General features: G+C 66.7%; 12 protein-coding genes. 2 read left to right on the top strand and 10 right to left on the bottom strand.

The window, feature by feature from the left end:
• Positions 1–3: 3 nt before the first annotated feature.
• The 5 genes from H8F24_RS15230 to thrS form a co-directional block, all read right to left on the bottom strand.
• Complete coding sequence (locus tag H8F24_RS15230; RefSeq protein ID WP_197170149.1) at positions 4–2,166, bottom strand: M3 family metallopeptidase; 2,163 nt, start codon at positions 2,164–2,166, stop codon at positions 4–6.
• A gap of 52 nt (positions 2,167–2,218) precedes the next feature.
• Complete coding sequence (locus H8F24_RS15225) at positions 2,219–3,805, bottom strand: NAD(P)H-quinone oxidoreductase subunit 4 (protein WP_197170148.1); 1,587 nt, start codon at positions 3,803–3,805, stop codon at positions 2,219–2,221.
• 142 nt (positions 3,806–3,947) lie between these two features.
• Positions 3,948–4,895, bottom strand: a complete 948-nt coding sequence (thrB, locus tag H8F24_RS15220; RefSeq protein WP_197170147.1) for a homoserine kinase — start codon at positions 4,893–4,895, stop codon at positions 3,948–3,950.
• A 70-nt stretch (positions 4,896–4,965) separates the two neighbouring features.
• Positions 4,966–5,991, bottom strand: coding sequence for a glucokinase (glk, locus tag H8F24_RS15215; RefSeq protein ID WP_197170146.1), 1,026 nt, complete (start codon positions 5,989–5,991; stop codon positions 4,966–4,968).
• 10 nt (positions 5,992–6,001) lie between these two features.
• Positions 6,002–7,732 (bottom strand): threonine--tRNA ligase, encoded by a 1,731-nt coding sequence (gene thrS, locus H8F24_RS15210; protein WP_231598310.1) that lies wholly within the window; start codon positions 7,730–7,732, stop codon positions 6,002–6,004.
• Positions 7,733–8,124: 392 nt separating this feature from the next.
• On the opposite strand from thrS, the gene H8F24_RS19675 reads away from it, so the two are divergent.
• Both H8F24_RS19675 and H8F24_RS15200 read left to right on the top strand, forming a co-directional pair.
• Positions 8,125–8,400: a DUF2605 family protein gene (locus H8F24_RS19675; RefSeq protein ID WP_231597880.1), complete on the top strand. Its 276-nt coding sequence runs from the start codon at positions 8,125–8,127 to the stop codon at positions 8,398–8,400.
• A 17-nt stretch (positions 8,401–8,417) separates the two neighbouring features.
• Positions 8,418–8,888, top strand: coding sequence for an NINE protein (locus H8F24_RS15200; RefSeq protein ID WP_197170144.1), 471 nt, complete (start codon positions 8,418–8,420; stop codon positions 8,886–8,888).
• A 2-nt stretch (positions 8,889–8,890) separates the two neighbouring features.
• Here H8F24_RS15200 and H8F24_RS15195 read toward each other — a convergent pair whose 3' ends face one another.
• The 5 genes from H8F24_RS15195 to H8F24_RS15175 all read right to left on the bottom strand — a co-directional run bounded on the left by H8F24_RS15195 (position 8,891) and on the right by H8F24_RS15175 (position 12,835).
• The gene (locus H8F24_RS15195) at positions 8,891–9,481 is read right to left on the bottom strand and encodes a glycoside hydrolase family 104 protein (protein WP_197170143.1); all 591 of its coding nucleotides are present in this window, start codon (positions 9,479–9,481) and stop codon (positions 8,891–8,893) included.
• Positions 9,482–9,829: 348 nt separating this feature from the next.
• Positions 9,830–10,843, bottom strand: a complete 1,014-nt coding sequence (gene trpS, locus H8F24_RS15190) for a tryptophan--tRNA ligase (protein ID WP_197170142.1) — start codon at positions 10,841–10,843, stop codon at positions 9,830–9,832.
• A gap of 5 nt (positions 10,844–10,848) precedes the next feature.
• Positions 10,849–11,376: a hypothetical protein gene (locus tag H8F24_RS15185; RefSeq protein WP_197170141.1), complete on the bottom strand. Its 528-nt coding sequence runs from the start codon at positions 11,374–11,376 to the stop codon at positions 10,849–10,851.
• A gap of 15 nt (positions 11,377–11,391) precedes the next feature.
• Positions 11,392–11,925: a hypothetical protein gene (locus H8F24_RS15180; protein ID WP_197170140.1), complete on the bottom strand. Its 534-nt coding sequence runs from the start codon at positions 11,923–11,925 to the stop codon at positions 11,392–11,394.
• On the bottom strand, positions 11,918–12,835 hold the full coding sequence (locus tag H8F24_RS15175) for a cation diffusion facilitator family transporter (protein WP_197170139.1): 918 nt from the start codon (positions 12,833–12,835) through the stop codon (positions 11,918–11,920). The genes H8F24_RS15180 and H8F24_RS15175 overlap by 8 nt, the downstream gene beginning before the upstream one ends.
• Positions 12,836–12,873 lie beyond the last annotated feature (38 nt).

Genomic DNA, 12,873 nt, shown 5'->3' with positions numbered 1-12,873 from the left:
AGCTCAGGCCGTCACCAGGCCCGAATGACGAATCAGGGCATCGGTGCTGGGGGCACGGCCACGGAAGGCCGCAAAGATCTCCGCCGGCGCGCGGCTGCCCCCCAGGCTGAGCACGGTGTCGCGGAAGCGGCGACCGGTGGCCACCACCGCCTCGTCCCGATCCAGGCCCACCTCCTCAAAGGCACTGAAGGCATCGGCGCTGAGCACCTCGGCCCACTTGTAGGAGTAGTAGCCGGCCGCATACCCCCCCGCGAAGATGTGGGAGAAGGCGCAGAGAAAGGCGTCGTCGTCGATCGGAGCCAGGACTGTGGTGGTCCTGGCGATGGCCCGTCGCATCTGGTCTGGGGTGAGGCCACAGCTGGGCGTCCAGCTGCTGTGCAGGCGCAGGTCGGTGAGGGCGAAGTGCACCTGCCGCAGCGTGGCGCTGCCGCCCATGAACGTGCGCGCCGCCAGGAGCTTGCGGTAGTCGGCCTCGGGCAGGGGCTCGCCGCTCTGCCAGTGGCGGGCCATACCCATCAAGGTGGCGCGGTCATAGCACCAGTTCTCCATGAACTGGCTGGGGAGCTCCACCGCGTCCCACTCGACGTTGTTGATGCCGGCCGCCTGGGGCCGCTCCACGGTGGTGAGCATGTGCTGCAGGCCGTGGCCGAATTCGTGGAAGAGGGTTTCCACCTCCTCAAAGGTCATCAGGCTGGGCACCTCCCCGACCGGTGGGCTCTGGTTGCAGATCAGATAGGCCACGGGCAGCACGGGCTGGCCCGCCTCACTGCGGCTGCGGCCGAGGCAGTCATCCATCCAGGCGCCACCGCGCTTGCTGCCGGGGCGGCTGAAGGGATCGAGATAGAAGAAGGCCAGCGGCTCCCCACTGGCGACATCCCGCACCCGGAAAAAGCGCACGTCCGGGTGCCAGAGCGGCGCCTCACCATCGGCCGCCTCGATCCGGATGGCAAACAGGCGCTGGCAGAGGTCGAACAGCCCCTGAAGCACCTGCTCAAGGGGAAACCAGGGCCTCAGGGCCTCACTGTCGAGATCAAAGGCCTCGCGGCGCAGCACCTCCGCCCAGAAGCTCACATCCCAGGGCTGCAGATCGCTGGCCTCCGGGGCGCCGTGGCGGCCGGCGCAGGCCGCCAGCTCCTTCAGCTCGGCCTCGGCCACCGGGTAGGCCGCAACGCGCAGCTCCTCCAGCAGACGCTCGACCGCCTCGACGGAGTCGGCCATCTTGGCGGCCAGGCTCACCTCGGCCCAGTTGGCAAACCCGAGCCGCTCCGCCTGCTCGCGCTTGAGGGTGAGGATGCGCTCGATCAGCGGGGCATTGTTGAGCTCGCCACCGGAGGCGCGGCTCACCTGGGCGCGGTAGACCCGCTCCCGCAGATCACGGCGCCGGCTGTACTTGAGGAAGGGAAAGGCGCGCGGCGCATCGAGCCCCAGGCGCCAGGGGCCCTCGGCCGCCGTGGCGGGGCTGCCATCGGCGCGGTTGTCGCCGGCCTCGCGGGCCGCCTGGGCCAGCAGCTCCCGCAGGCTGGCGGGCAAGCCCTCAAGATCGGCCTCATCGCTCAACACCAGGCTCCACTGGTTGGTGGCGTCGAGCACATGGTTGCTGAAGCTCGTGGCCAGTTCCGCCAGCTCCTGGCTGGCGGCGTTGAAGGCCTCCTGGGCCGGGCCCTCCAGACCCACGCCGCGCAGCTGCATGTCCCGCAGTTCAGCGGTGAGGATGCGCTGCTGGGTGGCATCGAGGCGCTGAGCGGATCCCTCGGCGGCGCTTTGGTGCTGCGTGTCCAACGCCTGCAGGGCGGCATAGACGACTGAACTCTGGCCAGCCCGGTTGCCGAAGGCGACCACTCCACCCTGCTGCTGCTGGTGGGCCTGCCGCAGCTCCGGCGTGTTGCAGACCCCGTTGAGATGACTCACCACACCCCAGCTCCAGCGCAGCCGCTCCCCCAGCCGCTGGAGCGGATCCATCACCTCGTTCCAGGTCAGGGGAACGTCGTCATGCAGCCGGGAGCTGAGTTGATCTTCCAGGGCCGAGAGGCCAGCGTTGAGCTCTTCCAGTAACGCCGGAATGGCCTGATCCACCTGCTCCGGAGTGATTGCATCGAACGGGGGCAGTCCCTGACCAACCAGCAACGGGAGGCTGGGGTCGGCAATGGCAACAGCGCTGGGCGTCATGGCTGGGAGCGGGCTGGCTCCCATTCCACAGCGTCGGGGTAGTGGCTGTGGTTCAGCCGAGGGCGGTCAACCGACCCAGGGCGATCTGGGCCTGATCGGCCAGCTCGGTGGCCAGGGCATTGGTGCTGGCTTCGTAGAAGTCGATCGCCACGCGAGGCCAGAAGCCGATCACGAGGGTCGGAACCAGCAGGCTGAGGCCGATCAGGAGCTCGCGCGGCTTCATATCGCCCACCACGGCCAGGGCCGGGATTCTGGGTCCGAAGAACACGCGCCGGCAGAGTGAGAGCAGATACACCGGCGTGAGCACCAGGCCGATGGCCGCGAGCACGATCGTGATCACCCGGAATCCCACGTTGAATCCGTCATTGGCGGTCACCCCGAGGAAAACGGTGATCTCACTGACGAAGCCGCTCATGCCCGGCAGGGCCAGGGAGGCGAGACAGCTGGCCAGGAAGAAGGCGAAGGTGATCGGCAGGGCCTTGGCCAGGCCACCCATGTTCGGGATCGAAAGGGTCTTGGTGCGCTCGTAGAATACGCCGGTGACGAAGAACATGGCCGCGGCGATCAGGCCATGGCTGATCATCTGCAGCTGGGCACCGCTGATGCCGAGCGCATCAATGGCGCCGATGCCCAGCAGCACGAAGCCCATGTGGCTCACCGAGCTGCAGGCGATGCGGCGCTTGACGTTGTCCTGAGCGAAGGCATTGAGGGCGCCGTAAATGATGTTGACGATCCCGAGCACGATCAGCGCAGGAGCCAATTGCAGATGGGCTTCGGGCAGCATCTGGACGTTGAAGCGCAGCAGGGCATAGCCCCCCATCTTGAGCAGGACACCAGCCAGGAGCATCGAGACCGGCGCATTGGCCTCGCCGTGAGCGTCCGGCAGCCAGGTGTGCAGCGGGAAGATCGGCAGCTTCACGCCGAAGCCCACCAGGAAACCGAGATAACAGAGCAATCCGAAGGTTCCACCGGGGGAGCGGGCGGCCAGCTCGGACAGATTGAGGGTGAATCCATCACCGGACAACGCCAGGGCCAGACCACTGATCAGAATCAGCAGGGACGCCGTGGCGGTGTACAGGATGAACTTGGTGGCGGCGTACTGGCGCTGGTTGCCACCCCAGATGGCGATCAACAGATAGACGGGAACCAGCTCGAGCTCCCAGGCCAGGAAGAACAGCAGGAAATCCTGGGAGAGGAAGACCAATCCCTGGGCTGAAGCCTGGATCAGCATCAGCGCGAAATAGAGGCGTGTCTTGCGATTCACCGACCAGCTGGCCGCCACCGCCAGCAAGGTGACCAGCCCGCTCAGCACCACCAGAGGAGCGGAGAGGCCATCGGCGGCCAGCGACCACTCCAGGCCGAGGGCAGGAACCCAGGGCACCCGCTCGACCAGCTGAAGACCGCTGAGGCCACCTTCGAAGTGGCGGCTGAATACCCAGAGCATCAGGGCGAAATCCAGCGACAGCACCCCGAGGGCGATGCCCCTCGGCAGACGGGGATCGCTGCCATCTCCCGGCAGGAGGGGCATGACCAGGGCTGCCGCCGCTGGCAGCAGCACGATCAGGCTTAGCCAGGGAAAGGAGGCGGAATCGAACACAGAGGGGGAGGACGCGACCAGAAGGAAGAGGTTGGCGTCCATCACCAGAAAGCGACTTGTTGTTGGCCTCCTGAACCCCGAACCACAACGTTCGGTGGCACGTGAAGGAAGTTGCGGCGAATCTATCAGCTCGACGGTCTCATCCTGAGCAGAAATACTCAGCCCACAGGGTTGATCTGCCGGCTCAGCGCAGGGGCAGGGGTTCCCACTGACTGCCGCGGTGGCGGATGCCCAGAACTTCGGAGCGGGCCGACACCCCCTCCCGCTCCCAGGCGGTCACCATGGCCTGGCCCACCGCCTCGGTCACAGAGTCTGTGCACAGGGCCAGCAACGTGGGACCCGCTCCACTGATCACACAGCCCCAGGCGCCAGCCGCGATCGCCGCCTCCCGCACGGCCCGTCCCCCCTGGATCAGCCCCCAGCGGTAGGGCTCGTGCAGACGGTCGTGCATGCCATCGGTGATCAGATCCCCGTTGCCGGTGCGCAGCCCCTGCAACAGCAGCGTCAGAGCACCGAGATTCATCACCGCATCGGGGATCGGGATGCTCTTGGGCATGGCCCGGCGCGCCTCGCTGGTGGTCAGCCGGATCGACGGGATCGCCACCACGACCCTGACCTGATCCGACCACTCACAGCGAACCACCCGCCAGCGATGCGACGCCGCCTTGGCGGTGAGGCAGAGGCCACCCACAAGGGACGGCACTACGTTGTCGGGATGGCCCTCGATGTCGATGGCCAGCTCCAGCAGCTTCTCCTGACTGAGAGGTTCACCCACCAGGGCATTGGCGCCCACCAGGCCCGCCACGATTGCCGTGGCACTGCTGCCGAGGCCACGGGCCGGCGGCACCGCCAGGCGGACGCGAGCCTCCAGGGCCACGGGCTCCTCGCCGGCCTCCCGCCAGACCCGCTGGGCGGCTCGGTAAACGAGGTTGTCGGGCCCACCGCGCAGGTGGGCGCCTTCGCTGCCCTCGATAATGAGATCGAAGCGATCACTGCCGCCTTCGATGCAACGCAGCTCGAAGCGGTTATCCAGCGGGAGCGCCGCTCCCAGGCAGTCAAAGCCGGGCCCGATGTTGGCTGTGGTGGCGGGCACATCCACCAACACGCCCTGGCCGATCTGGGGACGCACCATCGGTATCTGCCTTCCGCACACGGGTCCTAAGCGGCCAGTGTCCCACCCGCTGGGGCGGGAGCGGGTGCATTCAGTGCAGCAGCATGCGCGCGCGACAGGCGGCGCTGAACAGACCGATGCCTTCATCGACCACAGCCGTGATCGGCAGGGAGGCGAGCTGGGGACGCAGGCGCCCCTTGCCGAGGAAAGCCTCCCGAAACGTTGTGGAGCCCAGCTCATCGAGCAATTTGGCAGCAGTGCCGCCGGCCAGCCAGAGGCCTCCGCGGCTGAGGCCGGTGAGGGCCAGGTCCCCACAGACGCTGCCATAGGCCCCCAGCCACAGATCGAGGGCCTCCAGGGCAAGCGCATCGCCACCGGCGGCGGCGCGGGCGGTGGCGGCTGGCAGATCCTCAGGAGCTTCTGTGCTGTCTCCCTGCAAGGCCGCCTGCCAACGCTCGGCCACCGGGGCCAGGGGGTGGCCCTGGGCGGCGGGCCGCTCCGCCAGCAGCCAGCGGGCCACATGGCCAAGCCCGGTGCCACTCACCACCCGCTCGATCGAGACCCGCTCCAGCTGGAGGTCTGCCTGCAACCAGCACTTCAGCTGCCATTCGGACTCGGAGCGCGGTGCGAAGGTGCCGTGGCCCCCTTCGCTGGCCATGGCCTGCAGGCCCTCACTGGTAGGAACCCCGTAGGCCACACCCAGTCCAGTGCCAGCCCCCACGATCAGCAGGGGGGCTGAAGGCTCAGGCACTCCGGGATGAAGCTGCACCTGCTGATCGGCGCCGAGATGGGGCAGGCCGTAGACCAGCACCGCGAAATCGTTCTCGAGTTCGAGCCTGGGGATCGTGCACTCGCGAGCAAGCGCCTCACTGCTCAACTGCCAGGGGAGGTTGGTGAGCTGGGCCCGCCCAGCCTGCACCGGTCCAGCCACGGCCAGACAGGCGGCATCAGGCCGCTCCTCACCCTCCAGGAACGCCTGCACCATCGGCGCCAGATCGGGCCAGGCGGCGGAGGTGAAACGCTGCTGCCGCAAACACTCCAGTCCATCCGCTGCGCTGCGGTACAGAGCCAGAAGTGTCTTGGTGCCGCCAATGTCACCTGCCAGCAGGGTGGTCATCAGGCCGGCCTCAGGCCTGGATCGGTTGGTCAGCCAGGACCAGAGCGGCACCTCGCTGCTGATTGGCCAGGGTGGCGGTCGCGATCAGGTCAGCCCGCGCCACGCTGCCCAGATCTCCATCGCGGCGGCTGCGCAGGCTGACCGCACCGGCCTCGGCTTCCTTGGCACCGATCACCCCAAGCACCGGGATCTTCATCTGCTCGCCATTGCGAATCAACTTGCCCAGACGATCGCCGGAGTGGTCGATCGTGGCGCGAACGCCGGCGGCCTTGAGCTGGGCCATCAGCGCCTCGGCATAGGGACGCACGTCATCGGTGACCGGCAGCAGACGGATCTGCTCTGGGGCCAACCAGAAGGGGAAATCGCCGGCGTAGTTCTCGGTCATGATGCCAAAGAAGCGTTCCAGCGAGCCGAAGATGGCGCGGTGGATCATGATCGGACGCTGGCGGCTTCCATCGGCAGCCACATACTCAAGGTTGAAACGCTCGGGGAGATTGAAGTCGAGCTGGATGGTGGAGCACTGCCACATCCGGCCGATGGCGTCCTCAATTTTGAGGTCGATCTTGGGCCCGTAAAAGGCACCACCGCCCTCATCCACTTTGTAGGCCCAGCCCTTGCGATCCAGCGCCTCGATCAGACCCTGCGTGGCCAGGTTCCAGACGGCATCATCGCCGATCGATTTCTCCGGCCGCGTGGAGAGATTGATCTCGTAGCTCCGGAAATCAAAGGCGGACAGGATCGTTTCGGTCAGATTCAGCACCCGCAGGATCTCATCGCCGATCTGCTCCGGCAGACAGAACACATGGGCATCGTCCTGGGTGAAGCCCCGCACCCGCATCAGGCCATGCATCACGCCGGGCCGCTCGTAGCGATACACGGTGCCGAGCTCGGCCCAACGGATCGGCAACTCGCGGTAACTCCGCAATGTGCTGGCGTAGGTGAGCACGTGGAACGGACAGTTCATCGGCTTGAGCTGGTACTGGCGCTCGTCCACCTGCATCGGCCCGAACATGCTCTCGCTGTAGAAGTCGAGGTGGCCGGAGGTCTTCCAGAGGCTGATGTCCGCCACGTGGGGGGTGTACAGCAGCTCATAGCCGTCGGCGAAGTGGGCCTCGCGCCAGAAGTCTTCGATCAGCAGGCGCATGCGGGCACCACGCGGATGCCAGAACACCAGGCCGGCGCCGGCTTCATCCTCGATCGCGAACAGGTCAAGGTCGGTGCCGAGGCGGCGGTGATCGCGGCGCAGGGCCTCCTGCTTGCGGTGCTTGTACTCCGCCAGCTGCTCGGGGGTCTCCCAGGCGGTGCCATAGATGCGCTGCAGCTGGGCCTTGGTCTCATCCCCGCGCCAGTAGGAGCCGGCAACGCTTTCGAGCTCGAAGGCCTTGGGGTTGAGTTCGCTGGTGTTGGTCACATGGGGGCCGGCGCAGAGATCCCACCACTCCTCGCCCAGCGTGTAGAGGGTGATGGGCTCGCTGAGGCCCGCCAGAATCTCCAGCTTGTAGGGCTCGTTCTGGGCCTTGATCTTCGCTTCAGCCTGCTCGCGGCTCACGGCGATGCGCTCAAGCGGCAGCCTGCGATTGATGATCCGGATCATCTCCTTCTTGATCGCCTTGAGATCGGCTTCCGTGAACGGATCCGGATTGTCGAAGTCGTAATAGAAGCCGCTCTCGGTCCAGGGGCCGATGGTCACCTGCGCCTTGGGGAAGAGCTTCTGCACCGCCATCGCCAGCACATGGCTCATCGAGTGGCGAATCTTCAGCAGCTGCTCGCTCTCGCTCGTTTTCGGCAGGACCAGCGGAGCCGCCGCTGCCTCAACGGCTGGCTCCGTGCCAGTGGTGCTGCCGCTGCCGCTCGGTGCAGGATCGGCGGAGCGGGTCACGGGCACGGCACAGGAGTCGGTCGAAGGGCGATCCTACGCAGCCCCATCGAGCTCTGAACAGCACCGATCGCTCTGGCTGGGGTGATCGTGCCTAGCCTGCTGAGATGGGCCAGTCCGCGTTTCCTGATCCCTCGGATCCACTTTCGGATCCATTGCCAAGGCCACTTCCAGAGCCAGCGACAGGGCCAGCCACGGGGCCGCTGTCGACTGGCTCTCCGGAAGGCGACCTGCTTGACGGGCTGCTCAGTCCCCTGATGGATGACTTCAGCGACTGGCTGCAACGCGGTCAGGTGTTGTTGCAGCACTGCCCAGAGGCGGTGATGCCAGCCGCCGAACGCCAGGCTCTGGCGGAGTCCCTGGAACAGGCCCTCAAGGACGTGGCCGCCGCCCGTGCCCTGCGGGCCGCCATCTCCACCCCGATGGCCCTGGACATGGAATCCCTGGCTCCCTGGCATCAGCTGGTGCTCCGGGTCTGGGCCCTGGCAAGCCGGCTTCGGCAGGCGGGCATTGTGGTTCCTGCAGCTCCCTGACCACGTCAACACGGTCTATGCCTTCCCTTTCGCCGGTGCTGCCTCCGGAACGCCGTCACGTTGCCGTGGGCTATGTGCTCTGGGCCCTGGGCCTGATGGGGGTCTGCGGCCTTCAGCGCTTCTACACCCGACGGCCGGTGAGCGGCACCCTGTGGCTGCTCACCCTGGGGTGTTGCGGCATTGGCCAGCTGGTGGATCTGTTCCTCATGCCCGAATTGGTACGCACGGCCAATCAACCCCTGGCCCTGCATGAGGCCCTGGCGGCCGCCGATGCGGAGAAGACCCCCAGCCTGCAGCGCCAGCTGCTCGTTCTGGCGCGCCAGGCAGGAACCAAGGGGTTCACCATCAACGACGCCATGCTGGCGCTTGAGCTGGGCCGTGATGATGACGTCACCAAGGTGCGTCAGGAAATCGATCAGCTGATGGGGGAGCACCTGCTCGACGTCGGGAACGATGAGCGCGGCCGGGTGGTCTACCGCGAATTCTGAACTCAGGCCTGGCCTGCCTGCCGTTGCCGCTGCAGATCGGCCCGATAGAAGCGCACCAGCTGGTCTGCCCGCTTCACAGGCTGGCCGTAGGCACTGCCGCCATGGCTGGCCGGCAGGGAGGCCCACTCGTTCGCCAGGCGGGCCAGCACCGTGGCATCCAGGCCCCTGCGGTCGAACAGATCGAGAACACCGCGGCGATCCACCAGGAACAGGGCGGCCTGGTCCTGGCTGGCGGGGCCGAAGTCGGGCAGACCAAGTCGCTGCTGTGCTTCCCGCCAGGTTCCCGGCAGGAACTGGTAGGCACCGGCGGCGGCGCTGGTGTAGCGCCGCCTGACCGTCACCTCGGGATGGCGCGCCAGGCTGGCAAAGCGGCCGCCCCCGTAGAGAACCCGGTAACCGTCATGGCTGCCGCCCACCCAGGTGACTTCCGCGAAGCGGATGGTGTTGAGCAGGGCGCGGCGCTCTGGACTGATGGCATAGGCCGTGGCCTGGCCTCCGGCCAGAGCGGCGGCGGCGGCCTGGTGCTGCTGCACGGCCGGAACCGCCTCGGGCTGTCTGCCGGGTGCCGGTGCCACCAAGGGCAGGAGCGGCAAGGCGAGCAGCAGGGAGAAACGGGATCGGGTCGAAGAAATCAGAAGGGCTGATCGCGAGTCCAGAGAGACTGACGGTTAGCCGGGAGGGGCCGCCACCCCCATGCACTGGGGGGTGGACAAAGCTCCCACGGCGTGCTTTCGGACTGGGGATCATGAGTCCAGGCTCCATGAGCAAACCGCAACACAAGCCGAGCCAAGGGAGTTGACACGTGGGGCTTCGCCGTCGCTACCTGGGCATCACCACCGAGGGAACTGACAGTCTGATCAGCTGCACTGATCAACGAGCAGCCCTTCGATCAGCAGAAGATCACAATTGATGACGATCCACACCCGCAACGACTGATCGACCTACGGGCGTGGAAAGAAGCCCAACGCGTCGCGCAGGCGCTGGAGGGTGGTGCTGGCCACGGCCTCGGCCCGCTCTCTGCCCAGCTCCAGAACCTGCTGCAACTGGCTCGGGTCGCTGCGCAGATCGCGGTAGCGCTCCTGAACCGGACGCAGGGCCTCCACCACCGTTTCGGCCAGCAGTGGCTTGAAGGTGCCCCATCCCATGGAGGCGCACTGGGCTGTGGCCGCCTCGCGCCCCAGGCCACTCAGAACCGCATACAGGCCCAAGAGGTTGTCGGCTTCGGGACGCTCGGGGTTGCCGAACTCGAGGCCCATGGTGGGATCGGTCTTGGCACGCTTGATCTTTCTGGTCACCAGCTCGGGGGGGTCGAGCAGGGTGATGCGAGAGCCCTCGTTGGGATCGCTCTTGCTCATCTTGCTGCGGCCATCGGTGAGGCTCATCACCCGGGCCCCGTCCTGGAGGATCAGCGGTTCAGGCACCCGCAGCAGCGGCGCCTCCTCACTGCCGAAGCGGCTGTTGATCCGCTGTTGGGCAATGTCACGGGCCAGCTCGAGGTGCTGCTTCTGATCCTCGCCAACCGGCACCAGGTCAGCGTCATAGAGAAGGATGTCCGCCGCCATCAGCACCGGGTAATCCAGCAGACCGGCGGAGACGTTGTCGCCCTGCTTGACCGCCTTCTCCTTGAACTGGATCATCCGCTCCAGCCAGTTCAGCGGGGTGACGCAGTTCAGCAGCCAGCAGAGCTCGCTGTGGGCCGCTACGTGGCTCTGGACGAACACCGTCGAACGCTGCGGATCGATGCCGCAGGCCAGGTAGAGCGCCGCTGTGGTGAGGGTGTCCTCAGCAAGCCTGGCCGGGTCGTGGGGCACGGTGATCGCGTGCAGGTCCACAACACAGAAGAAGGTGTCGTGGCTGTCCTGCAGGCCGACCCAGTTGCGGATCGCGCCGAGCCAGTTGCCCAGATGCAAGGCACCGGTGGGTTGGACACCGGAGAGAACCCGTGGCCGAGCCATCGCAGTCAGCCGGCGGCGGCGGCCACTTCAGAAGCTGTCGCTTCAGGTGTGGCTGGTTCCGAATCGGTGGATTCGCTGCTGTCGGTCTCAGAGCTGATCAGCTGATCGTCAGCCGGGGCTTCGGCAGGAGCCACCTCCTCTTCGATCGGCGTCGCGGCGGGGCGGGCCGGACGGGCAAAGGGGTTGGCCCGGGCCGCTGGTGCCGGACGGCCTTCGCCACGACGAATCTCGTTGCGGCGCGTTGGGCGGGAATCACCCGATGGCCGGGCATCTCCCTGGGCGCGGTGCTCGGCCAGCAGGGCATCGAGCTGACCCTGGTCCAGCATCTGGCCCAGGCTGCGCACCGCAAAGCCCAGCACGGCCACGGTGGAGCGCAGACCGAAGGCCTCCTGCAGAGCCCGGGCCGAGCGCATCTCGTTGTCACTCAGGCGGATGCGAAAACCACCGGGCTCACGGTTGGGACCGGGGCGGCCACCACGGCTGGGTGCGTCGTGCCGGTCCTTGGAGATGGAGGGGGTGGTGTCGTCGGCCATTGCCGCAGCCCTGAGTCAGGCGCAAGTGTGCCGCATCGACGGACAGGTGGAGGCGAACGGTCGTTGCAGCCAGTGCAGACGGTGGGTCTCACCGCTGTCTTGGCGGGGCAGGACCAGCAGGGGCAGGTGAGGAACACCACACTCGAGGCTGTGCCGGTAGCAGCGCAACAACTCCAGGTAGGCCGGCAGGGTCCAGCCGTCATCACCGTGCGTCTGCCGGCTCCAGTAGCGCCGCAAGGCCTGCTGGAACGGCAGGAGGTCAAACTCCTCCCAGCACTGCAGCTGTGCGGCCCAGTCCTCCAGGCCTTCTGCCCGCAGCTGGCGGAATCGCGCGAGCTCAGGAGCCTCGCCGCTGCCATCGGGAGGCAGGGCCGTCGCCAGGGATTCGACCGGAACCACCTCGAGCCGCAACCAGCAGCGGTCCAGCAGCAGTACCGGCAGCTGACCATGCCAGGCGGGAGCGGCGCGCAGGTCGGCAATCAGGCGATTCACCAGCGCCATCTGGCTCGGCCGCAGCAGCGGTGGATTCCCAGGCAGCAGATCAGCCATGGGTTCCTCGGAAGGTGATCTCCGCACTGGCGTATTCCGGGGGCTCAAGGTGGATGGTGCAACGCACCGGGCCGAAACGCTCCTCCAGGTGTTCCTCCACCAACTCAGTGATGCGATGGGCGGTGGGCAGATCGTTGGCCGACACGACGAGGTGCATGTCGATGAACACCTGCTGACCGAGCACACCACGACTGGCGATGTCGTGGCAATTCAGCACTCCGGGTACGGCCATCGCCACGGCATGGATGGCTTCCGGAGCGATCGCGATCTGGTCCACCAGCCAGGGGAGATTCGTGGTGATCACCGACCAGCACACCTTGACCAGCAGCACGCAGAGCGGGATCGCCAGCGCCACATCCAGCCAACTCTGACGCAGGAACACCGCACCGCAAAGGCCGACCAGCACCACGAGGGTTGTCCAGATGTCGCTGCGGGTGTGCAGGGCGTCGGCGATCAGCAGCCGGCTGCCGAGTCTGCGTCCTTCGCCGTGTTCGTAACCAGAGAGGAGGATGTTGAAACCCAGGGCCAGCAGCAGCAGCAGCAGCTCCGGAGCATCCACCTGCAGCGGGGTCAGACCGACACTGATCCGCTGCACGGCCGTCTGCAGGATCTCGAAGGCCGCGAACAGGATGAAGGCGGCGATCGCCAGGGCACCGACAGCCTCGTATTTGTGGTGGCCATAGGGATGATCCCGATCGGGGCGAGGATCGGAGAGACCGTTGGTGAAAAGGCCCAGCAGGCTGGAGAGGCCATCGGTGGCGCTGTGCATGGCATCCGCCAGCACCGCCAGAGACCCCGTGAACAGTCCGACCGCCAGCTTCAGCAGGCTCATGACCACGTTGACCGCCAGGGCGATCAACAGGACCCGCTGCACCTGCCCGCGATTGTCGGACCCCGCCCCGACGGCCATGTCCGGATCTCGATGCGCGTGGCTCCCAAACCTATTGG

The organism is Synechococcus sp. CBW1002 (assembly GCF_015840915.1).
GTDB lineage: Bacteria > Cyanobacteriota > Cyanobacteriia > PCC-6307 > Cyanobiaceae > CBW1002.
Note: the sequence above shows the minus strand (reverse complement) of the source record. Positions and strands in the feature narration are given on the sequence as shown.

Excerpts from the sequence above, each read along its gene's own strand:
- H8F24_RS15230 (WP_197170149.1), bottom strand. The coding sequence starts at position 2,166 with ATGACGCCCAGCGCTGTTGCCATTGCCGACCCCAGCCTCCCGTTGCTG.
- H8F24_RS15225 (WP_197170148.1), bottom strand. The coding sequence starts at position 3,805 with ATGGACGCCAACCTCTTCCTTCTGGTCGCGTCCTCCCCCTCTGTGTTC.
- thrB (WP_197170147.1), bottom strand. The coding sequence starts at position 4,895 with ATGGTGCGTCCCCAGATCGGCCAGGGCGTGTTGGTGGATGTGCCCGCC.
- glk (WP_197170146.1), bottom strand. The coding sequence starts at position 5,991 with ATGACCACCCTGCTGGCAGGTGACATTGGCGGCACCAAGACACTTCTG.
- thrS (WP_231598310.1), bottom strand. The coding sequence starts at position 7,732 with ATGAGCCATGTGCTGGCGATGGCGGTGCAGAAGCTCTTCCCCAAGGCG.
- H8F24_RS19675 (WP_231597880.1), top strand. The coding sequence starts at position 8,125 with ATGGATGACTTCAGCGACTGGCTGCAACGCGGTCAGGTGTTGTTGCAG.
- H8F24_RS15200 (WP_197170144.1), top strand. The coding sequence starts at position 8,418 with ATGCCTTCCCTTTCGCCGGTGCTGCCTCCGGAACGCCGTCACGTTGCC.
- trpS (WP_197170142.1), bottom strand. The coding sequence starts at position 10,843 with ATGGCTCGGCCACGGGTTCTCTCCGGTGTCCAACCCACCGGTGCCTTG.
- H8F24_RS15185 (WP_197170141.1), bottom strand. The coding sequence starts at position 11,376 with ATGGCCGACGACACCACCCCCTCCATCTCCAAGGACCGGCACGACGCA.
- H8F24_RS15180 (WP_197170140.1), bottom strand. The coding sequence starts at position 11,925 with ATGGCTGATCTGCTGCCTGGGAATCCACCGCTGCTGCGGCCGAGCCAG.
- H8F24_RS15175 (WP_197170139.1), bottom strand. The coding sequence starts at position 12,835 with ATGGCCGTCGGGGCGGGGTCCGACAATCGCGGGCAGGTGCAGCGGGTC.